Here is a 20357-nt window from a genome sequence, read left to right on the forward strand (position 1 = left end):
TTCTACCGCTTGCGCACCAGGAATAGTCCGTCGCGCAGGGGCAGAAAAACATTCTCGACCCGCGCATCGGCCTGCACTTTGTCATTAAAGGCCCGCACCGCGTGCGTGTCTTTGTCCGACGGCTTCACCGGGTACGAGTCCACCACCTTGCCGCCCCACAGCACGTTGTCGACGAGGATAAACCCGCCCGGCCGCACCCGGGGCAAAACCAGCTCGTAGTACCGGTCGTTGTTGATTTTGTCGGCATCGATAAACACCAGGTCCCAGGTTTCAGCCAGGGTGGGCAGCACCTGCCGGGCGTCGCCGATGTGCAGGTGCAGCCTGGCCTCGAGGCCGGCGGCGGCCACGTAGCGCCGGATGCGGGTTTCCAGCTCGGGGTTCTGCTCGATGGTGTGCAGCTCCCCGTCCGGGGCCAGCCCTTCGGCCAGGCTAAGGGCCGCGTAGCCCGTAAACGTGCCGATTTCCAGCACCCGCCGGGGCCTTACCATGTGGCTGATCATGCTCAGCAGCCGCCCCTGCAAATGGCCCGACAGCATCCGCGGGGCCAAGACCTGCACGTGGGTTTCCCGGTTCAGTCGGGCCAGCAGCTCGGGTTCGGGCGAAGTGTGGGCTTCGGCGTAAAGCTGAAAAGGGTCGTCGGAGTTAAGCACGGGCGCGGGAATGGCCTGCAAAGATACTAGCGGGCATTCATGATCCGGGAGCAGGCGCCGGACCGGTTGCTGTCCGGCAACTTCGGGAGGCAGGGCTGGATGAACGCAGGACAGCTTCGTGGTTTCCGGGCGCGCAGGTATGCAGTCATGGTGCCCAGACCCGGCCGCTCGGACCACCTGCCATCGGCCGGCTTCCCTTACCAAATCCGGTTGTTTACCGGTGCCCGGTCAGCTTTGGCACTAATTGCCGGTACCAGCATTTCGGGTTATCTTAGCTTTCCGCGAATCAACTCTTTCGTCGATGCTGAACCTCTACCGTCTACTGCAAGGGCTTTGCCCGCTCCTCGTCCTGTTTATCCCGGTCCGGCTGGCTACTGCCCAGGGCGTAGCCATCAACGCCGACGGCTCGGCAGCCAACAGCAGCGCGATGCTGGATATCAAAAGCACGACCAAAGGCCTGCTGATTCCGTCTATGACGCAGGCGCAGCGCGGCAATATTCCCAGCCCGGCCTACGGCCTGCTGATCTATCAGACCGACAATACGCCCGGCTTCTACTATAACAGCGGCGCCCCGAGCCTGCCGGTCTGGACCTTTCTCAACCCGGCCCAGGCCAATACGGCCGTAACCCTGAGCGCAGCGGGTGCGGTGTCCGTTACCAACGCCGCCGGCACCGTCACCTCCGTCGGGCGGACCTGGCTGGCCGGGGGCAACAACTTTGGTACGGGTGGCGGAAGCTACAGCCTGGGTACCGTTTCCAACGACAACCTTGACCTGCTGACGGGCAACACGGTGCGGGGCCGGCTCAGCACCACCGGGCAGCTGTTTGTTGGGGGTGTCTCGGCCCCCGTCAGCGGATCAGTGCTTAACGTCAGCAGCAGCGCCAACGAGCGGGCCGTAAGCGGCTACAGCACCAACAACGGAGCCGGTATCTACGGCCTCCTGCACGGGGCCAGCACGACTACGTTCGGAGCAGTATATGGCGAGAACATTGCTATCGGGGCACCCAATTCTTCCGGGGTCCGGGCACTGAACGGCACCAGCACGGCTGGCAACGCTTGGCACGCCACTGGCAGCGTCGGACCCCGCACCGGGCTGTTTGCCGCTGCCAACGGCACCTATGCCTACAGCACCGGGGTGTACGGCTATAGCCCGGGCTTGGCGAGGCGCAACGCCGGCGTAGTAGGCGACGAGGGGGGCTTTGCGCTGGGTGCCCTGGGGATGTACTCCTCCTCCGGCAACGACTATGGCGTCTACGGGTTCGGCAGCGGGTACGAAACCGGCACGACGGGGGGGCGCTCCGTACCCGGCGGCACGGCGCGGGCCAACGCCCACATCGGCCTTGGTATCTCGGGTGGCGTGATGGGCGGCTGGGTCCGGGGACAGGTGTACGGGCTGCACGCGCGCGGGGAGCGGTACAGCCTTTACGTGGATGGGGCGGCCGTTATGAACCAGCCCCTCACTCAGCTCGTGACGGCCGCCGACGGCCAGCGCGTGGCCACGTACGCCGCCTCGGCCACCACCGCTGACGTGTCGGCCCGCGGCCGCGCTGAATTACGCGAGGGGCAGGCATTTATTCCCTTTCCCGCCGGCTTCGCCCAACTGTTGCTCAACCCGCAGGAGGCCACTATCACCGTTACGCCCGCCGGGGAGACGCGCGGCGTATTCGTGGAGCGCGTAGTGGAAACCGGCTTTTACGTGCGTGAAAATCAGCAGGGCCATTCCCGGGCGCTGCTGAACTGGACCGCCACGGGTACCCGCCGTGATGTAACGGACCTTGCTCCAATGTCGGCTGAAGTGCTTGATGCGCAGTTCGACCCGCGGATGCGCGACCTGATGCACAATGAAGCCGATACCGCCGCTCCACGCCAGGCCATCTGGTGGGACGGCCAGCAGGTGCGCTACGACCAGCCGCCCGCCCATCCACGACCGACCGAGCCTGTGGCGCCAAGCCCCACCGTTTCCGGAGCCCCGGACCAGCCGTAAGATCCGTCTTACATATTCCTGCTCGCCTGATTTGCGGTTGAGAAATACATACAAGCTAGGGCCGGTCGGCCGCTAGGTAGATGTGGGCGCGGTGGTAGGCCAGAAACTCCAGCCCAACCTGATGAGCGGGTTGTACCGTCAGGCGGCCTGGCAGGCCCAATAGCGTAAAGTCCTCGTTCACGGCAATGCTGCCGAAGTCGAACAGCACATGGTGGTTGGGGCACAGGCAGAGCACGTTACTCAGCAGGTCGGGGCCGTGGTGCGGGGCGCCAAGCGGGCGGATGTGCGCGGCTTCGGCGTAGAAGCCCGCCGGCGTCGGCAGCCGCTCATTGCATACCTGGCAGCGGTACGCATACAGGTCCTTTACGGCCCGGGTCAGCGCAGTGTCGCGAATGATGCGCGAGGTGGTAGCCAGGTAGCGGGGCGCCGGCTCATGCACCTGTTCTGCCTCATCAAACAGACTGTACGTCCGGCGCGGCCCCTGCTCCGGCCCGGATTCCACCAGCGGCTCCAGCCGGAACCGGTACACCATAAAGCCGGACTTGCCCTGCCGGTACTCGGTGCTGACGACCCGGAATAGCCCTTCGTAGCGGAACCGCTGCTCCCCGGACGACGCCACCTTCCGGAAAACCCGGACCGGCCGCCCGGTCACCTGGCTGCGGTACAGGCCCAGGTTGGCGTCGGTCAGGGTTTGGTCGGCGGCCTGCTTGCCGGTGTTCTGGTCGCGTCCGCCGTGGCCGGTGTACAGCAGGTAGTCGTCGTGGATTTCGTCGTCCTCGTACTTTTCCGACAGCACGATGCTTTCGGCCCCGGCGGCCTGGGTGGCGCAGATGCCGGCCTGGCGCGGGCGGTGCAGCCCCCGCAACGACAGCTCCAGCCGGGAGGCGAATAAGTCGCCCGCCCGGGCCGTGCCGACGTGGCCGAAGGTCCCTGCCATTATTATTTACCCTGGGGCACGTATTCGAGCAAGCTCAGGTAGTCCTCGTGCAACACGTCGTTGGCCAGCTCGCGCAGCTCGGCGGCGGTGATGCCCTTGATCAGCTCGAAGATGTCGTTGAGCGACTCCACCCGGCCCAGGTCCAGGGTGCTTTTGGCCAGCAGCTGCATCAGCCCGCTGTTGCTTTCCTCAGCCATGGCCAGCTGGCCCATCAGCTGCTGCTTGACGACGTGAAGCTGGGTGGTGCTGAGGGACTTTTCGCGCAGCAGCTTCAGCTCTTTCATAATCAGCTGGATGGTGCGCTTGACCTGCTTTTTCTCGGTGCCGAAATAGATGCCGAACGAGCCGGTGTCGGTGTAGGGCGCGTAGGTGGCGTCGATGGTGTACACCAGGCCGTACTTTTCGCGCACGGCCAGGTTGAGACGGGAGTTCATGCCGGGGCCGCCGAGCAGGTTGGTGAGCATGAAAAACGGAATCCGCCGCTTGTCGCCGATGGCGTAGGCCGGGCCCCCGATCAGGCAGTGGGCCTGGGAGATGGGCCGGCTCTCGACCCGCTCCACCCGCTGGTACGAGCCGAACGGAGTGCGGGGCCGGGCGCCGAGCTTGGCCGGCAGCGGGGCCAGAAACTTTTCGGCCAGGCGCTTCACCTCCGTAAACGGCAGGTTGCTGACCGAGCTGAACACCAGCCGGTCGGTGCGCACGTTTTCCTTGAGGAAGTTGAAGAAGTCAGCCTGCTGAAAGCCCGACACGCTTTCCCGGGTGCCCAGAATGTTGTGGCCCAGGGCGTGGTTGCCGAACACCACCTCGTCGAAGTCATCGACGATGGCGTCTTCGGGGGCGTCGTTGTACATGGCCATTTCTTCCAGAATCACCCCGCGCTCCTTCTCGATTTCCTTTTCCGGAAACACCGAGTTGAAGGTCAGGTCGGTGAGCAGCTCGAAGGCCCGCTCGAAGTGGGTGCTGAGCAGGGAGGCGTAAAAGCAGATTTTCTCCTTGGTGGTATACGCGTTCAGCTCCCCGCCCACGGTTTCGAGGCGGTTCAGGATGTGAAAGCTCTTGCGCTTCTCGGTGCCTTTAAAGGCCATGTGCTCCCAGAAGTGGGCCAGCCCCTGCTGCTCGGGCCGCTCGTCGCGGGAGCCGATGTCGAGCAGAAAGCCGCAGTGCGCAATCTTGGTGTGCAGGACTTGCTTATGTAAAACCCGGATGCCGTTGGGCAGCTCGAGCAGGTCGTAATCAGACATTCAATAGGGACTTAGGGCCTTGGGGACGTAGGGTCTTGGAAAACCCCGTCCCAGCCTGAGGTAACCATCCGCGGGGCAGGTAGGTTTCGGGCAGCTACAAAGGTACGGAGGGTTGATGTGCTGATGTGCTACTCTGGAAAATGTGCTGACGGCAGGCGGGTTGCTGGTTCCGGTCCTGTCATCCTGAGCACATCAGCGCCCTTCTGCTTCCGCCAGCACGGCCAGCAGCTGCCCGGTTTCGATGCCGTGGGCGCAGTGAAAGTGGCCCAAAGGGCAATTCTGGTAGCCGTGCAGGCCGCAGGGGCGGCAGGCCAGCTCCTCGGGCAGCTCCACGATGCGGGAAAACGGGCTTAGCGGACCAAAGCCAAACGCCGGCACCGTAGAGCAGAAGATAGCGCAGGTGGCGGCGCCCACCGCCGAGCACAGGTGCATGGGCGCCGAATCATTCACGTAGCTGAGTACCGCGCCCCGCATTAAAGCCGCCGAGGCCAGCAGGGAAAGCCTGCCGGCCAGGTTTACCGTGTCGGGCCGGCCGCTGGCCAGCAGCAGCTCCTCGCAGGCGGCCACGTCGGGCGGGCCGCCGAGCAGGTACACCCGATAGTGGGCGGGCAGGGCGGCCAGCAGCTTCAGCCACTGCTCTTTCGGAAACTGCTTGGTAAACCACACCGACGTCGGCGCGATGCAGATGTAGGGCCCGGCCGCGGCGTACGGGGCCGCGGCGGCTTCGTCGGCCGGGGTGGGGTAGAGGCGGGGCGGGGTCAGGGGCTCGTTGCCGCTGGGGTCGAGCAGGCGCAGGTTGCGGGCCACCTCGTGCAGCCCCGTCCCGATTTCGTGGGGCACAACGCGCGTAAAGCGGAACGCAAAGGGGTTTTTATCGAACCCGACCCGCACCGGGGCGCCGGAAAACGCCGTGACCAAGCCCGTGGACGCAAACCGCTGCAGGTTGATGACTTCGGCATACCGGGTGGCCCGGATCCGGCCCAGGATCTTCAGCAGGCCCGGGTACTTGTCTTTCTTTTTGTCCCAGACCAGCACCTCCCGCACCAACGGATGGCCCTTGAGCAACCCCTCGTTGCCCTTGCGCACCAGAAAGTCGATAGGTCGGTTCGGGGCTTTTTCGTGCAGGCGCTCCAGCAGGGCCGTCGCCAGGATGACGTCGCCGATAAAGGCGGTCTGAATCAGAAGCACGGCGCCGGGAGCAGAAGAAGGCAGCATAGACCGGCAAAGATACGGCCCCGGGCCTGGGCGCGTGAAGCCAATCTATATAACTTGCAGCCCGCGCCCCGTTGGCGCGTCCCTGCCCACTCCCAACCCCTGCTTGCCATGCGCTACGGCTCGATCTCGCCCGACTTGTTTACCCAGAACCGCCGCCGCTTCGTGCAGCAGCTGCCGCCGGCTTCCCTGGCCATCTTCCAGTCGAACGACGTGATGCCGACCAACGCCGACGGCACCATGGCCTTTCGCCAGAACAACGACCTGTTCTACCTCTCCGGCGTCGACCAGGAAGAAAGCATCCTTGTGCTGTTCCCCGACGCTAAGCTGCCCCAGTACCGCGAAATCCTGTTCCTGAAGGAAACCAGTGAGCATATCTTGGTCTGGGAAGGCTACAAGCTGACCAAGGAAGAAGCCCGCGCCCAGTCGGGCGTGCCCACCATTATGTGGCTCGACTCATTTAAAACGGTGCTGCCCGCGCTGATGAACGAGGCTGAAAACGTGTTTCTGAACACCAACGAGCATATCCGCGCCGTGGTGGAAGTCGAAACCCGCGACGCCCGCTTCGGCAAGTGGCTGCGCGAGGCGTACCCCCTGCACAACTACCGCCGCGCTGCGCCCATTCTGCACCACCTGCGGGCCATCAAGAGCGACGAGGAAATCCGGCTGATGCGCGAAGCCGCGAATATCACGGAAAAAGCCTTCCGCCGCCTGCTGGGCTTTGTGAAGCCGGGCGTATGGGAGTACGAGATTGAGGCCGAGCTGCTGCACGAGTTTGTGCGCAACCGCAGCCGGGGCCCGGCCTATGGCAGCATCATTGCCTCGGGGGCCAGCGCCTGCATCCTGCACTACGTCAGCAACGACCGGCAGTGCCAGGACGGCGACGTGCTGCTGCTCGACTTCGGTGCCGAATTCGCTAACTACGCCGCCGACCTTTCCCGCAGCCTGCCCGTGAACGGCAAGTTCACCAAGCGCCAGCGCGATGTGTACGAGGCGGTGCTGCGGGTGATGAAGTTTGCTACCGCTCAGCTCGTGCCCGGCAACAACATCGAGGACTATCACGCCGCCGTAGGCCGGCAGATGGAGCAGGAGCTCATCAGGCTCGACCTGCTCAACGCCTCCGACGTCAAAAACCAGGACCCCGCCGCTCCGCTTTACAAGAAGTACTTCATGCACGGCACCAGCCACTACCTGGGCCTCGACGTGCACGACGTGGGCGCCAAGTACCGCACCTTCGAAGCCGGCATGGTTTACACCTGCGAGCCGGGCATCTATATCCGCGAAGAGGGCCTGGGCATCCGCCTCGAAAACGACATCCTCATCACCACCGGCAAGCCCGAGGACCTGATGAAGAACATCCCCCTCGAAGCCGACGACATCGAGCGGCTGATGAGTTCTAGGGCTTGATTTAGGTCTTAGGGACTTAGGTCTTAGTTCGTTCAAAGAAAAAGGGCCCGCAACCGAAGTTGCGGGCCCTTTTCTGTAACCTGACGTCAGCAGGGCAGTACCATCCTAAGACCTAAGACCTAAGACCTAAGACCTAAGACCTAAGACCTAAGACCTAAGACCTAAGACCCTAAGACCTACTTCGTAATCTCGCCCATCACGTTGGGCAGCACTTTCTGCAAGGCAGTGAGCTGCTCCCGGGTGAAGTTGCCGTTGATGGCCAGCAGCACAAAGGAATCGGGAATATTCTCCTGCTGTCCGCTGACTACTACTTCCTGCACCTGCTCGCCCTGCATGCGGGCGGCGTAGCGCAGGTTGGTGCTGCCCGCATCGGGACTTACCGGAATCTGGGTGTACCGCTCGTTGCTGAGCAGCCCGTCGACTTCCGTGATCAGGCCGCGGGAAACCAGCTTCTCGGAGGAGGAGCTGGTAGGTGCAAAGGTGATGAAGCGCACCCCGCGGATGGCGCTCAGCGCCTGGGTTACGTTGTTGTCGCCTCCCCATTTGCCAAGGCGTCCCAGCAGCAGGCGGGTCGTCAGGTCGGCATTCCAGTCGCCGGCCCGGAAGCCGGAGCGGTTCTGATACTTGTTAAAGAATTCGGCCACGGTGCGGGCGGGCTGCTCGGGTCCGGCGGTGCGGCAGCTGGCGGCCACCAAAAGGCCAAACAAGGCCAGAATGGATAGAAAGCGGGTTTTCATAGCAGAAAGAAAAGCGTGTGAAGAGCAGATTGATTTGCCCTGCATACGCACATCCCGCCCGGCTGTTGGCTTTGCCCACCTGCTGCCCTGCTCCCGGCCCGGCCGGGCCGGCTAGTCAAACGCCACGGAATTCACAAAGAACACGTCCCGGGACGAGCCTTTTTCGGGGCGCACGTGCTGGTAGCCGTAAGCCAGGAACCGGCTGCCGTACCACGACAGCAGCCCCTCGTGGGTGGTGGAATTGGGCTTTTCCTTGGCTCCCTTCAGTGAGGTGACAATCGGCACGTCCAGGTCGTTGGGCGAGGATACGGTACGGTCGATAATCTTGTAGCGGATGCGGTGCTCGTCGAGGTAGGCCAGCACCAGGCGGTTGCCGTCGGGCAGGGGGCGAACCCGCACGTTCTCGACCAGGTTGTAGTTGCGCACGTCCTTCAGAACAAAGGCATTGTCCCAGAGCAGGTTTCCTTTTTTGTCGAACCCGCACACAATGGCGTGGGTGGTACGGTAGCCGTCGAACGTACGGGTCGATGCCATCAGGCCGTAGCCGTAAGTGTCGTAGCGGTAGTGGGGGTAATACACCTCAGCCACCATCACGTATCCGTCCTGAAAAGGCATCAGGTCGTGGGTGAGCAGGCGATAGCGCAGGCGCAGCTGCTTGGCCTCGGCGCGCAGCCGGGCGCTGCGCTGCCGGAGCCGCTCCTCCCGGGCCGGTTTCATAAAGTCGAAGAAGTGCTTCAGGTTGATGAAGTCGTAAAAGCGCAACGACTCCCGCACGCCCGTCGGGGTGGTGCCGGCGGTCAGGTCGGCCGAGAAGATGCCCTGGGAGTAGCGCGTGTCGCGCAGCGAGTAGGTGCCGGCCAGCAGGCGGGTGGTACTGTCGGCCCGGGGGCTGATCTGAGCCGTAATCAGGCCCCGCTCACTTTCCGTCTGCACAAACTCAGAGTGCAGCAGCTGCCCCCGGGCCGAGAGCTGCTTGACCTGCAGGCGCGACTTGTAGCCGTTCGACTGGCTCATCACGAACTCGGCCCGCTTGGTGGTAGAGTCGGCCAGGAAAGTGAGCTGGGCGGGCATCGGCTCGTACACCGAAGGCAGGAACTGCATCGTGCCGGCTTTCAGATCCAGGAACACCACGGTCAGGTGGCGGTCCACCATCACCGTCACGAACAGATTGCCTTCCAGGGCCTTCAGGTCAAAGATGTCCCGGCTCAGGCGGGTGTCGAAGGAAGCGGCGCGGATCAGCCCCTGGCGGCCGTCGAGGCTGGCTACCCACAGGCGCTGCGGGGCGTATTCCGACTGAAACAGGGCGTACACATTGGTGCCTTCGGCGCAAAGCCGGGAGAAGGCGTACTCCTTGGGCACGTCGATCGGCCTGGTCCACACTTCTTCCAGGGCCCGGTTGTACTTGCGGAAGCTGAACGTGCCGCGGTAGGACATCAGGTTTTCCTGCTCTACCAGCAAGATCAGGCTGCTGTCGGCAGGCAGGGCCTGCACCCGTACCTCACTGTTGTACGAGTCCAGGGGCAACTCAATCCGGGCGGGCTGGGCCGGCTGAGACCAGCCCGGCAGCGCAGCCAGCAGCACCACAAACAGAACTCCCAAAGTGTGTTTCATAGAGGATGCGCCGTCAGGTAGGGCGCGGACCTCTAAGATACGGCAAAACGCGGCGACCCGCCTACCTTTTTCACCCGCTTCCGAATTGGATTCCGGGGGGCTGATGTAGCCAGGCAAACCTAGCTGCCCAGCTCCAGGATCAGGTCAAACTCTTCTTCCCGCAGCGGCATCACCGACAGGCGGGACTGGCGCAGCAGCCCAATCTGGCCCAGGCGGGCATCCTGCTTGATCTGGGCCAGACTGACGGGCCGGGGCAGGGGCTGGTGGGGCTGCAGCCGGACGGCCACCCAGCCACTGTCGGCGCCGGCGGTGGCATCGGGGGCGGGGGCGGCGGCAACCCGGGCCACGCCCACCACGGTTTTCTCCGTGACGCTGTGATAAAACAAAACCAGGTCCTGGGGCTGCATCTGCTGCAGGTAGTTGCGGGCCTGGAAGTTGCGCACCCCGGTCCAGTCGGTGGCGCCGTCGCGGGTAAAGTCAGACCAGGAGTAGGCGGCGGGTTCGGATTTAACGAGCCAGTAGTTCATGCCCGCAAATTACGCAGGAACCGTCGGGCTAGGGCAGGCGGCGCGCCTTGAGGACGTCGTTGGCCAGGGAAATCAGCTCCAACCGGTAGCTCACCACCTGCCCGCGCATCGTATAGGTGAGGCGGTAGGTGCCGGCGCCCTCCTGCTCCCAGCGTCCGGGGTAGGTTTCGGGGGCATCGGCCGGCGAGGCTCCGTAGGCAGTAAGAACGCCTCCATCGTCGAAGCGGAAGCCTTGCCGGGGCCAGGAGGGCGGAAAGGCGTAGGTATCGGGTCGGTACACCTGTACGTCGGAACCCGCCGGCCGCTCTTCGTGCGACTCCAGCCAGGTCCGGCCCGTCAGGTCCGCCGGAGCAAGTAGGTCGGCATCAGGCTGGCAACTCAGCAAGGCGCCAATCAGGCAAAGCAGAAATAAGATCAGGGTGCGCATAGTCAGGAAGGAACGTACCTCCCCATGATTTCAGTATGCGCGGCGGGGTTGCAAGCGCTAGGGCAGGCGCCGCACTTTCAGCACGTCGTTTTCCAGCGACACAATCTCGAGGCGGTAGTCGGGCTCCCGGTGGTCGTCGAGGGAAATGCGCAGCACGGTGCTGCTTTCGGCCTTCCAGACGCCCCGGTGGCCTTCCAGCCCATCGGTAGGGGCAATGTCGTACTGCGTGAACAGGCCGTTGTGGTCGAAGCTGAAGCCGGTGCGCCCCCGCGACGGCGGAAAGGCGTAGGTGTTGGGCCGGTACACGCGGATGTCGCCCTGGTCATCTTCGTGGGCATGCAGCCAGGTGCGCTCGAGCATTTTCATCTGTGGCAGTTTACGGGGGTCGGGGTTGCATGTGCCCGCCAGCAGGACTATACTAAGGCAGCCGAGCAGAAGGAAGAGGCGCATAAACGAAAAATAGGAGGGAAGTCAGACAACAGGCCCGGCCGCCGCGTAAAGCGAATGTACGACATTGCCCCGTACCTTTACTTCCGCCACCCGGCCCCGGTTGCGGGCCACAGCCACTATTTGCCTTGGACAACCGCGCCCTTACCCGCGCCTTCCGCCTGGCGGCTTCGCTGCTGGAGCTGCATGACGAGAATCCCTTCAAGATCCGGGCCTACGAAGGCACCGCCGCCGTGCTTGAGCGCCTGGAGTTTCCTGTTGCCGACCTCGACCGCACCGGCCTGCCCGACCGCACTGGTCTCAGCAAAACCGCCGCCGCCCGCGTGGCCGAGCTGCTCGATACCGGTACTTTCCCCGAGCTGCAGCGCCTGCTGGAAATCACCCCGCCCGGCGTCGTGGAAATGCTCAAGATCAAGGGCATCGGACCCAAGAAAATCCGCGCCCTGTGGCGGGAGCTGAACATCGAAAGCCCCGGGCAGCTGCGCGAGGCCTGCGAGCGGGACGAGGTCAGCAAGCTCAAGGGCTTCGGCAAGAAAACCCAGGAAAGCATTCTGGCGGCACTCGAGTTCACCCAGCAAAGCCAGGGCAAGCTCCTGTATCCGCAGGCCGAGGAACTGGGCGAAGACCTGGCCCGCCGCCTGCGCGACGTGCTGGGCACCGGGCAGGTGGAAGTGGCCGGGGAAGTACGCCGCCGCCTCGAAATCGTAGAAACCATCGTGCTGGTGGCCGCTACTACCCAGCCCTGGTTGGCCCACGACCTGCTCAATGCCCTCGATGGCCTTACGCCCGACCCCGTGCGCTCGGGCCCGTTTGCCTGGCGCGGACAGGCCACGGCCTCGGGTGTAAAGGTAGAAGTGCGGATGGTGGCCAAGGAGTGCTACACCAACGAGCTGTTTCTGCTGACCGGCACCGAAGCCCACCTGAGCGAGCAACTGCCCCAGGCCGGTCCAGGCCAGGCGGGTACGCTGCGTCAGCTGCTCAAGCGCGACAAATTCTACCAGGAAGAAGCCGTTTACCAAAAGGCAGGGCTCCAGTATATCGTGCCCGAGCTGCGCGAGGGGCTGGGCGAAATTACCCTAGCCAGCGAGCAGAAGCTGCCCGCTCTGCTCGTAGACAAAGACCTGAAAGGCAGCCTGCACAACCACAGCACCTGGTCGGACGGGGCCCACTCCATCCGGCAGATGGCCGAGTGGCTGCGCGACCACGGCTACGAGTACCTGGGCCTCTGCGACCATTCGCAAGCCGCGCACTACGCCAATGGCCTCAACGCCGAGCGGGTGCGGCAGCAGCAGCGCGAAATTGACCAACTCAACCAGGACCTGGCGCCGTTCCGCATCTTCAAGGGCATCGAAAGCGACATTCTCGGCGACGGCGCCCTCGACTACCCGCCCACGGTGCTGGCCTCGTTTGACTTTATCGTGGCCTCGGTGCACAGCAACCTGAAGATGGACGAGGCCCGGGCCACCGAGCGGCTGCTGCGGGCCATTGCCAACCCCTACACTACCATGCTGGGCCACCCCACCGGCCGCCTGCTTTTGCGCCGGGAAGGCTACCCGCTCGATCACAAAGCCATTATCGACGCCTGCGCCCGGCACAACGTCATCATCGAAATCAACTCCAACCCCTGGCGGCTGGACCTCGACTGGCGCTGGGTGCGCTACGCTCTCGACCAGGGCGTGCAGCTCAGCATCAACCCCGACGCCCACCACACCGACGGCTACGCCGATATGCGCTACGGCGTAATGATGGGCCGCAAAGGCGGGCTCACGAAGGAAATGACGTTCAACGCCAAGTCGGCCGCCGAAGCTGCGGCATATTTTGAGCAGCGCAAAGCCGGCATCAAGCCCGCTGAAGAGTTTAAGGCGACGCTGTTTGGGTAAAGGAGCGGCAAGCTTCAAGCCGCAAGTTTTTTTCGTTCGGCTGTAAGGAAGCATCGCGCCAGATAAGGGCCTGCACAACCCCTCCTCATCTGTGTTCAAGCGTAAGGTTTGCAGCTTGTAGCTTGCGGCCTGTAACTCTCATCCATAAAAGCTTGCAGCTTGTTGCTTAAAGCTTGCGGCTTAACCATGAAGATTCTCATCCTGCGGTTTTCCTCTATCGGCGACATTGTCCTCACCACGCCCGTGGTGCGGGCTATCCGGCAGCAGGTGGCCGGGGCGCGGGTGCACTACTGCACGAAGCCCGCCTACCGGGTCATTCTGGCGTCGAACCTGTACGTGGACAAGGTGCACTGCCTGACCGGCTCCCTGGCCGAGCTGGTGGCGGAGCTAAAGGCCGAGCAGTTCGATTTCGTGGTGGACCTGCACAACAACCTGCGCACCACGCTGCTGAAGCTGCGGCTGGGCGTGCCGTCAGCCTCGTTTGAGAAGCTCAACCTGCGCAAGTGGCTGCTGGTGCGCTTTAAGTGGAACACCCTGCCGCCCGTGCACATCGTGGACCGCTACCTGGCCGCGGCGGAGGTGCTGGGCGTCCGCAACGATGGGCGGGGCCTCGACTACTTTATCCCGCCCGCCGACGAGGTTGACCTCGAAACCCTGCCGGCGGCGTTTCAGCACGGCTACGTCGCCTTTGCCATCGGGGCCCAGCACGCCACCAAGCGCCTGCCGGTGGAGCGCATTATCGAGCTGTGCGCCGAGCTGCGCCGGCCCATTGTGCTGCTCGGCGGCCCCGAGGACGAAAGCACCGGCCACATCATCGAGCTGGCGTTTGAGAAGAATGCTGCCCCGGCTCCACTCCCGGCATTGCCGGGCTTTCCTGCGCGGGCCGATGCACCGGTTCGCGCGCTTCCTCACTCCCTGATCTACAACGCCTGCGGGCGCTACAACCTGAATCAGTCGGCCTCTCTGGTCAAGCAGGCCCAGCTCGTGGTCAGCCACGACACCGGGCTGATGCACATTGCAGCGGCGTTTAAAAAGGAAATTTTCAGCGTGTGGGGCAACACGGTGCCGGAGTTTGGGATGTACCCCTACCGTACCGAGTTTCGCATCCTGGAGCGCCCGAATCTGTACTGCCGGCCCTGCTCCAAGATCGGCTACGAGAAGTGCCCCCAGGGCCACTTTAAGTGCATGCGCGAAATCAAGTTCGACCTCGACCTGCCGCCCACCCAGGACGGCCGCTAACCAGCTGCTTTTACTTTATGCCCGACGTCTGCCAGCACCTCGCCTCGGTTCAAAGCCTGAAAACCGCCCCGGAGTACGTCTGCCCTGAGTGCGTGGCCCGCAACGAAACCTGGGTGCACCTGCGCGTGTGCCAGGAGTGCGGGCACGTCGGCTGCTGCGACTCCTCTAAAAACAAGCACGCCACCAAGCACTTTCACCGCTCCGGCCACGCCGTGGTTGCCTCCGCCGAGCCCGGGGAGCAGTGGCTATGGTGCTATGAGGACGAGCAGATGGTAAAGTATTAAGACACATTCTCTCCGCCTGCCGCCGGACCAACACAAAAAGGCCCGGCTACTGCGGTAGCCGGGCCTTTTTGTAATCGAGAAGCCGTGGGCTACCCAATCTGGCTGAATCCGCAGTAGCTGTGCAGCACTTCGGGCAGGCGGATGCCGGCTTCGGTCTGGTTGTTTTCCAGCAGGGCCGCTACGATGCGCGGCAGCGCCAGGGCCGAGCCGTTGAGCGTGTGCAGCAGCTGGTTTTTGCCGTTCTCAGCCCGGTAGCGCAGCTTCAGGCGGTTGGCCTGGTAGGTTTCGAAGTTCGAGCAGGAGCTGACTTCCAGCCACCGGCCCTGGGCGGCGCTCCACACTTCCAGATCATAGGTGAGGGCCGAGGTAAAGCCCATGTCGCCCCCGCAGAGGCGCAAGACCCGGTAGGGCAGCTCCAGCTTCTGCAGCAGCCCTTCGATGTGGGCCAGCATGTCTTCCAGGGCGGCATAGCTTTGGTCGGGGTGGGTGATCTGCACGATTTCCACCTTGTCGAACTGGTGCAGGCGGTTCAGGCCGCGCACGTCGGCGCCCCAGGAGCCGGCCTCCCGGCGGAAGCAGGGCGTGTAGCCGGCGTTGCGGATCGGCAGCTTGTCCTGGGCCACGATTTCGTCGCGGTACAGGTTGGTGATGGGCACCTCGGCCGTCGGAATCAGGTACAGGTTGTCCTGGGCGTCGTGGTACATCTGGCCTTCCTTGTCGGGCAGCTGGCCGGTACCGTAGCCCGAGGCCTCGTTGACCAGAATCGGGGGCTGCACCTCGAAGTAGCCGGCGGCCAGGGCCTGGTCGAGAAAGAAGTTAATGAGGGCGCGCTGCAGGCGGGCACCCTGGCCCTTGTACACCGGAAAGCCGGCGCCGGTAATCTTGTTGCCCAGCTCGAAGTCAATGATGTCGTACTTCTTGATCAAATCCCAGTGGGGGAGGGCTGAGGCCGCCAGCTCAGGCTTGGCGCCTACTTCACGCACTACCTCGTTGTCCTGAGCCGAGCGTCCTTCGGGCACCGAGCTATGGGGCAGGTTGGGCAGCTTGTAGAGCGTGTTTTGCAGCTCCTTTTCCACTTCCAGCAGCTCTTCGGCGTGGGCTTTGGTTTGCCCCTTCAGCTCGGCGGTGCGGGCCTTGAGCGTTTCGGCCCCGGCCTTGTCGCCCGACTTCATCAGGCCCCCAATCTGCCGGGCCAGCTCGTTGGCTTCAGCCTGGGCTGAGTCGTGGGCGGTTTGCAGGTCCTTCCGGCGCTGGTCGAGGCTTAGGATGGCCTGCACGTCGGCCTCGGCGGTTTTGTAGTGCTTCTTGGCCAGCCCGGCCAGCACCAGGTCGGTTTGCTCTTTAAGAACGGAAACTTGCAGCATAAGGCAGAAAGCGCGGTTTAGTCGGTGGGCAAAAGTAGGGAGAACAACCGGAAGGGCCGGCGCCCCGGCGTGCACTTTGCAAAGCGGGCCTGTAGCGGGCCGCGAGGAGCTGCCTGGATGGGGGCCGGGACGCCAAATAAAGCGGCGTTGCAGGCAACTCAAAATTCGCGTATCCCGTTTGGCAGTTTGGGCGTATTACCCTAACATTGCGTTAGCAAGCCGGCGGCTGATGCCGGGCCCGCAGCAGTTTACTGCGCTCTTGGCCCGCTCTTATTTCCAGCGCCTTCCCTCGTTATCACCCCCGTTTTTCCCGAATCCTGTGCTTCGCGCCGCCCTGCGGTAGCCATAAGCGCCCAGACCGGCCCGTGCTGTTTGATTCTGGTTTCGTACCCGCCTGATTTTCCCTCCCAGTTTAGTGTATGTACAATATTGAAGAGTTGAAGGACCGCCTGCTTTCCGAGCTAAAGGAAATTGCAGAACAACTGAACGTCGGTAACTTCAAAAAACTCAGCAAGCAGGATCTGATCTACAAGATCCTCGACCAGCAGGCCGTTACTCCCGACGACCAGCTGCCCAAGAAAACCCGTCCGGCGGCGGCTAAAGCCCCGGCCGTCGAACAGCCCTTCTCGGATGTGGCCGTTGCGGCTGCCCCGGTGGCGGTAGCTGCTCCGGCCACGGCCGCCCGTGCTCCCCGGGCCGCCGCTCCCCGCCGCGAGTCCAGCACCCTGCGCAACAGCCGTGTGGCCGCTGCCGTAGCGGCCGTGCCGGTTGACGCACCGGCCCCGGCCGTAGAAGAAGCTACGGCAGCCGCGCCGGCTCCCGTAGCAGAAGTTGCGCCCGACAATGTGCCAGCCGCTGCTGAGACTGCGGAAGCGCCGCGCCCGGTTAAGCTCTACCAGCGCCCCGAGCGCCGGCCCCGCAACGATGCGCCCCGGGGGCAGGACAACGGTCAGCCCGCGCCGGCCCCCGCAGCAGCCGAAGACAACCCCACCTCCCTGACTCCGGAGACGGAGCCGACGGGTGCCACCACCAGCTTTACCCCCGAAGTAACGGCCCAGGTGCCCGCCGACCAGGCGGCTCCCGAAGTGCCGGCGGCAGCGCCCTCCAACGGGCAGGCCGATCAGCACGGCCGCAACGGCCGGGAATTCCGCGAAAACCGGGATGGTCGTGAAAACCGGGACGGCCGGGAAAATCGCGAAAACCGCGACGGTCGTGATGGACGTGATGGACAGGTCCGGGAAAACCGCGAAGGCCGTGAGCCCCGGGGCGATGCTCCCCGCGAGCCCCGGGAAGGCCGCGAGATGCGCGACCAGCGTGAGCCCCGGGGGCTGCGCGACCAGCCCCGGGAAGGCCGCGAAGGTCGTGAGGGCCGCGAGCCCATGCGCCGGGAAGACCGGTTTGCTGCCCGCGACCTGCAGCGCCAGCAGCGTCAGGCCGAGCGCCAGGCCCAGGGCGAAGGCCAGGGTCCGCGGCAGGGCGACCAGCCCGCCCGGCAGGGGGAGCAGCGGCCCCAGCGCAACGAAATCGACATCGTACTGCCCAGCGAAGGCACGCTGGAGATGATGCCCGACGGCGGCTACGGCTTCCTGCGGTCACCTTTCTACAACTACCTGGCCTCGCCGGACGACATTTACGTGGCGCCCCAGCAGATCAAGCAGTTTGCCCTCAAGGCCGGCGACACGGTGAAGTGCACGATCCGCCCGCCCCGCGAAGGCGAGAAATACTTTGCCCTGGTCGGTGTAGAAGGTATTAACGGCCGCTCGGTGGAAGAAGTCCGGGACCGGATTCCCTTCAGCCACCTCACCCCGCTGTTTGCCGAGGAGCGCCTCAAGCTCACCACCAAGTCGACCCTGCTCAGCACCCGCATTCTCGACCTGTTTGCTCCCATCGGCAAAGGCCAGCGCGGCCTGATCGTGGCCCAGCCCAAAACCGGTAAGACGGTGCTGCTCCAGGAAATTGCCAACGCCATTTCCGAGAATCACCCCGAAGTATACCTCATCATCCTGCTGATTGATGAGCGTCCCGAGGAAGTGACGGACATGGCCCGCTCGGTGAAAGCCGAGGTGCTCAGCTCCACCTTCGACGAAACCGCCGACCGTCACGTCAAGATTGCCTCCATTGCCCTCGACAAAGCCAAGCGCCTCGTGGAGTGCGGGCACGACGTGGTGATTCTGCTCGACTCCATCACCCGCCTGGCCCGGGCCTACAACACCGTGCAGCCTGCTTCCGGAAAGATCCTGTCGGGCGGTGTGGACGCCAACGCCCTGCACAAGCCCAAGCGCTTCTTTGGCGCGGCCCGCAACGTAGAGGACGGCGGCTCGCTCACCATCATTGCCACGGCCCTGATCGAAACCGGCTCCAAGATGGACGAGGTAATCTTCGAGGAATTCAAAGGCACCGGCAACATGGAACTGCAGCTGGACCGCAAGCTGGCCAACAAGCGCATCTTCCCGGCCATCGACGTGCCCGCCTCGGGCACCCGCCGCGAAGACCTGCTGATGGACCGCGACGAGCTCAGCCGCATCTGGATTCTGCGCAAGTTCATGGCCGACATGACGGCTTCCGAAGCCATGGAGTTCCTGAAGGACCGCATGAAAGGTACCAAGGACAACACCGAGTTCCTGACCTCGATGAACGGCTAGCCTCCCGGTTCAGCTTTCAATAAAAAAAGCCCGCTACAGCAATGCAGCGGGCTTTTTTGTGCCTTGTTTTCCTGCCGGTCAGGTGGCCGACCAGTAGCAGACCATGAACAGCACGAAGCGGTAGGGCACCAGGAGCACCAGCAGGAAAGCCACGCTGTAGAGCAGGCCTTTGCCCCAGCGCAGCAAGGCGGGTTGGTGAGAGAATGCTCCCTTAAAAAACAGGCTGGCGTAGGTAATCGTCAGCACCAGCATCACCGGGCTGATCAGGTCATCATTATTGAAGAACCGGAGCAGGGGCGGAATGCCTGTGGATACCCAGGCCATCAGTGACATCAGCGCATACAAAAGCAGAATGCCGGAGAAAAGGTACGTGCTAACCATGATCCACTCGACGAAGTAGCGCCGCTGCCGCCAGAACATCAGCCATAGCGGAACCATCAGCAGCGGAATAAACAGGAAAACCAGGCTCTTGGAGTAGCTGTGGGCCAGAGCGTCGAAGGCCGGGGCAAAGGTTTCGTAGGCAGTGCCGGTCCGGGTAAGGTGCGCTTCGACCAGGCGCTGGGCAAACCGGTTAAACCCGTTCAGGGAGTGCAGCTGGCTTTGCAGCCCTGACTCGAACGGGCTGAAGTGCGACACGCTGGCCAGCAGGTAGAACAGCAGGTTGGTAATCAGGAACAGCTGCACCGGCGGGGCGTGCCGCACACGCCGGCCCAGCAGCCACTCCGCCGCTAGCAGGCCCGGCCGCCGGAGCTGGGTCCACAGGTCACGCAGTACCCGCAGGTCGAAGTGCGTAACGGTGTCGATGGTGTGCTCCAGGAAGTGCTTGAGGGCGTAGTCGTGGCGGTGCAGGCGCTTTTCGCCGCAGGCGTGGCAGTAGGCCCCGGCCAGCCCGGTGCCGCAGCTGACGCAGGCTTCCGGCGCCGGCGCGGCAGATGAGGTGGTGGAAGCAGCGGGTGGGTGCGTCAGCGTCGGGGTTTCCATCAGAAGGCTGGTTGCCAGGATAAATCCGGTAAAAATTGCCCTTTCCCGGCCTTATTTCCTAGCTCTGGGCCGCTGGGCGCTGAAACTTGCACCGGCCGGCGGCAGTAAAGACCTTTGCACGCCATGGAAAACAACCCCGAGCTTCCCGAAGTCCTGTACATCTACGACCCGCTCTGCGGCTGGTGCTACGGCATGAGCCCGGTCATCCGGCGCGTCAAGAACGCGTTTCGGGGGCGCATCACGGTATCGGTGCTGAGCGGCGGCATGGTTACCGGCGACCAGGTAGGTCCGATCCGGCAGATGTGGCCCTACATCAGCAGCGCCCTGCACAACGTGGAGCAGGCCACCGGCGTCACGTTCGGCGAAGCCTACCAGCAGCTCGGGGCCGAAGGCAGCTACATCCAGGACTCCGAGCCGCCCTGCCGGGCCCTGACGGTGTTCCGGCAGCTGGACCAGCAGAACCGGGCCATCGACTTTGCGCACGACATCCAGAAAGCCCTGTTTGAGCACGGCCACGATCTGAATGACTCAGTGGTGTACGAGGCCCTGGCCGCCGATTACGGCCTTGATGTAACGGAGTTTAGCCGGGAGCTGGCCCGGCCCGAAACGGCCACCGCTACCCGCCAGGAGTTTGCCGCGGTGGGCCGCATCGGCGTGCAGGGCTTCCCCACGGTCATTCTGCGCGTCGGGGCGCAGGGGTACGTGCTGGCCCGCGGCTTCCAGCCCTACGACCATTTCGCGGCCGGGCTGGAGCAGGCCCTGCAGGACCTGGCCGACGGTAAATAAA

18 protein-coding genes are annotated in these 20357 nt (G+C 63.7%); 7 read left to right on the forward strand and 11 right to left on the reverse strand.

Annotated elements, in window-relative coordinates; translation table 11 throughout:
- Positions 1-2 precede the first annotated feature (2 nt).
- Positions 3-671, reverse strand: coding sequence for an O-methyltransferase (locus LJY25_RS10625; protein WP_227608313.1), 669 nt, complete (start codon positions 669-671; stop codon positions 3-5).
- A gap of 280 nt (positions 672-951) precedes the next feature.
- Between LJY25_RS10625 and LJY25_RS10630 the strand changes: the two genes are divergently transcribed.
- Positions 952-2634 (forward strand): hypothetical protein, encoded by a 1683-nt coding sequence (locus LJY25_RS10630; RefSeq protein WP_227608314.1) that lies wholly within the window; start codon positions 952-954, stop codon positions 2632-2634.
- 55 nt (positions 2635-2689) lie between these two features.
- Here LJY25_RS10630 and LJY25_RS10635 read toward each other — a convergent pair whose 3' ends face one another.
- The 3 genes from LJY25_RS10635 to LJY25_RS10645 form a co-directional block, all read right to left on the reverse strand.
- Positions 2690-3571: a YDG/SRA domain-containing protein gene (locus LJY25_RS10635; protein WP_227608315.1), complete on the reverse strand. Its 882-nt coding sequence runs from the start codon at positions 3569-3571 to the stop codon at positions 2690-2692.
- Between the two features lie 2 nt (positions 3572-3573).
- Complete coding sequence (locus LJY25_RS10640; RefSeq protein WP_227608316.1) at positions 3574-4812, reverse strand: M16 family metallopeptidase; 1239 nt, start codon at positions 4810-4812, stop codon at positions 3574-3576.
- A 192-nt stretch (positions 4813-5004) separates the two neighbouring features.
- Positions 5005-6027: a glycosyltransferase family 9 protein gene (locus LJY25_RS10645; RefSeq protein WP_227608317.1), complete on the reverse strand. Its 1023-nt coding sequence runs from the start codon at positions 6025-6027 to the stop codon at positions 5005-5007.
- Positions 6028-6135: 108 nt separating this feature from the next.
- Here LJY25_RS10645 and LJY25_RS10650 point away from each other — a divergent pair, with 108 nt between their 5' ends.
- Positions 6136-7431, forward strand: coding sequence for an aminopeptidase P N-terminal domain-containing protein (locus tag LJY25_RS10650; protein WP_227608318.1), 1296 nt, complete (start codon positions 6136-6138; stop codon positions 7429-7431).
- Positions 7432-7607: 176 nt separating this feature from the next.
- Here the strand turns inward: LJY25_RS10650 and LJY25_RS10655 are convergent, their stop codons facing one another.
- The 5 genes from LJY25_RS10655 to LJY25_RS10675 all read right to left on the reverse strand — a co-directional run bounded on the left by LJY25_RS10655 (position 7608) and on the right by LJY25_RS10675 (position 11099).
- On the reverse strand, positions 7608-8168 hold the full coding sequence (locus LJY25_RS10655; RefSeq protein WP_227608319.1) for a DUF4252 domain-containing protein: 561 nt from the start codon (positions 8166-8168) through the stop codon (positions 7608-7610).
- A gap of 111 nt (positions 8169-8279) precedes the next feature.
- Entirely contained in the window at positions 8280-9779 is a 1500-nt protein-coding gene (locus LJY25_RS10660) for a hypothetical protein (protein WP_227608320.1), read from the reverse strand.
- Positions 9780-9898: 119 nt separating this feature from the next.
- Complete coding sequence (locus tag LJY25_RS10665; RefSeq protein WP_227608321.1) at positions 9899-10306, reverse strand: EVE domain-containing protein; 408 nt, start codon at positions 10304-10306, stop codon at positions 9899-9901.
- A gap of 28 nt (positions 10307-10334) precedes the next feature.
- Positions 10335-10733: a hypothetical protein gene (locus LJY25_RS10670; RefSeq protein ID WP_227608322.1), complete on the reverse strand. Its 399-nt coding sequence runs from the start codon at positions 10731-10733 to the stop codon at positions 10335-10337.
- A 57-nt stretch (positions 10734-10790) separates the two neighbouring features.
- On the reverse strand, positions 10791-11099 hold the full coding sequence (locus LJY25_RS10675) for a hypothetical protein (protein ID WP_227608323.1): 309 nt from the start codon (positions 11097-11099) through the stop codon (positions 10791-10793).
- 209 nt (positions 11100-11308) lie between these two features.
- Between LJY25_RS10675 and LJY25_RS10680 the strand changes: the two genes are divergently transcribed.
- The 3 genes from LJY25_RS10680 (at position 11309) to LJY25_RS10690 (ending at position 14583) form a co-directional block, all read left to right on the forward strand.
- Entirely contained in the window at positions 11309-13060 is a 1752-nt protein-coding gene (locus LJY25_RS10680; RefSeq protein ID WP_227608324.1) for a helix-hairpin-helix domain-containing protein, read from the forward strand.
- Between the two features lie 186 nt (positions 13061-13246).
- Complete coding sequence (locus LJY25_RS10685; protein ID WP_227608325.1) at positions 13247-14299, forward strand: glycosyltransferase family 9 protein; 1053 nt, start codon at positions 13247-13249, stop codon at positions 14297-14299.
- Positions 14300-14316: 17 nt separating this feature from the next.
- Positions 14317-14583: a UBP-type zinc finger domain-containing protein gene (locus LJY25_RS10690; protein ID WP_227608326.1), complete on the forward strand. Its 267-nt coding sequence runs from the start codon at positions 14317-14319 to the stop codon at positions 14581-14583.
- Positions 14584-14672: 89 nt separating this feature from the next.
- Here LJY25_RS10690 and serS read toward each other — a convergent pair whose 3' ends face one another.
- The gene (gene serS / locus LJY25_RS10695) at positions 14673-15947 is read right to left on the reverse strand and encodes a serine--tRNA ligase (protein ID WP_227608327.1); all 1275 of its coding nucleotides are present in this window, start codon (positions 15945-15947) and stop codon (positions 14673-14675) included.
- 419 nt (positions 15948-16366) lie between these two features.
- Here serS and rho point away from each other — a divergent pair, with 419 nt between their 5' ends.
- Complete coding sequence (gene rho, locus LJY25_RS10700; RefSeq protein ID WP_227608328.1) at positions 16367-18589, forward strand: transcription termination factor Rho; 2223 nt, start codon at positions 16367-16369, stop codon at positions 18587-18589.
- A 78-nt stretch (positions 18590-18667) separates the two neighbouring features.
- Here rho and LJY25_RS10705 read toward each other — a convergent pair whose 3' ends face one another.
- Positions 18668-19570 (reverse strand): DUF3667 domain-containing protein, encoded by a 903-nt coding sequence (locus LJY25_RS10705; RefSeq protein ID WP_227608329.1) that lies wholly within the window; start codon positions 19568-19570, stop codon positions 18668-18670.
- A gap of 123 nt (positions 19571-19693) precedes the next feature.
- Here LJY25_RS10705 and LJY25_RS10710 point away from each other — a divergent pair, with 123 nt between their 5' ends.
- Positions 19694-20356, forward strand: a complete 663-nt coding sequence (locus LJY25_RS10710; protein WP_227608330.1) for a DsbA family protein — start codon at positions 19694-19696, stop codon at positions 20354-20356.
- The last annotated feature ends 1 nt before the right edge of the window (position 20357 follow it).

The sequence above is a fragment of the Hymenobacter translucens genome, assembly GCF_020685205.1.
GTDB classification, from domain to species: Bacteria; Bacteroidota; Bacteroidia; order Cytophagales; family Hymenobacteraceae; genus Hymenobacter; species Hymenobacter translucens.

What these genes read in the sequence shown, in the direction of transcription:
- LJY25_RS10630 (WP_227608314.1), top strand. Translation starts at nt 952, where the DNA reads ATGCTGAACCTCTACCGTCTACTGCAAGGGCTTTGCCCGCTCCTCGTC.
- LJY25_RS10635 (WP_227608315.1), bottom strand. Translation starts at nt 3,571, where the DNA reads ATGGCAGGGACCTTCGGCCACGTCGGCACGGCCCGGGCGGGCGACTTA.
- LJY25_RS10640 (WP_227608316.1), bottom strand. Translation starts at nt 4,812, where the DNA reads ATGTCTGATTACGACCTGCTCGAGCTGCCCAACGGCATCCGGGTTTTA.
- LJY25_RS10645 (WP_227608317.1), bottom strand. Translation starts at nt 6,027, where the DNA reads ATGCTGCCTTCTTCTGCTCCCGGCGCCGTGCTTCTGATTCAGACCGCC.
- LJY25_RS10650 (WP_227608318.1), top strand. Translation starts at nt 6,136, where the DNA reads ATGCGCTACGGCTCGATCTCGCCCGACTTGTTTACCCAGAACCGCCGC.
- LJY25_RS10655 (WP_227608319.1), bottom strand. Translation starts at nt 8,168, where the DNA reads ATGAAAACCCGCTTTCTATCCATTCTGGCCTTGTTTGGCCTTTTGGTG.
- LJY25_RS10660 (WP_227608320.1), bottom strand. Translation starts at nt 9,779, where the DNA reads ATGAAACACACTTTGGGAGTTCTGTTTGTGGTGCTGCTGGCTGCGCTG.
- LJY25_RS10665 (WP_227608321.1), bottom strand. Translation starts at nt 10,306, where the DNA reads ATGAACTACTGGCTCGTTAAATCCGAACCCGCCGCCTACTCCTGGTCT.
- LJY25_RS10670 (WP_227608322.1), bottom strand. Translation starts at nt 10,733, where the DNA reads ATGCGCACCCTGATCTTATTTCTGCTTTGCCTGATTGGCGCCTTGCTG.
- LJY25_RS10675 (WP_227608323.1), bottom strand. Translation starts at nt 11,099, where the DNA reads ATGAAAATGCTCGAGCGCACCTGGCTGCATGCCCACGAAGATGACCAG.
- LJY25_RS10685 (WP_227608325.1), top strand. Translation starts at nt 13,247, where the DNA reads ATGAAGATTCTCATCCTGCGGTTTTCCTCTATCGGCGACATTGTCCTC.
- LJY25_RS10690 (WP_227608326.1), top strand. Translation starts at nt 14,317, where the DNA reads ATGCCCGACGTCTGCCAGCACCTCGCCTCGGTTCAAAGCCTGAAAACC.
- serS (WP_227608327.1), bottom strand. Translation starts at nt 15,947, where the DNA reads ATGCTGCAAGTTTCCGTTCTTAAAGAGCAAACCGACCTGGTGCTGGCC.
- rho (WP_227608328.1), top strand. Translation starts at nt 16,367, where the DNA reads ATGTACAATATTGAAGAGTTGAAGGACCGCCTGCTTTCCGAGCTAAAG.
- LJY25_RS10705 (WP_227608329.1), bottom strand. Translation starts at nt 19,570, where the DNA reads ATGGAAACCCCGACGCTGACGCACCCACCCGCTGCTTCCACCACCTCA.
- LJY25_RS10710 (WP_227608330.1), top strand. Translation starts at nt 19,694, where the DNA reads ATGGAAAACAACCCCGAGCTTCCCGAAGTCCTGTACATCTACGACCCG.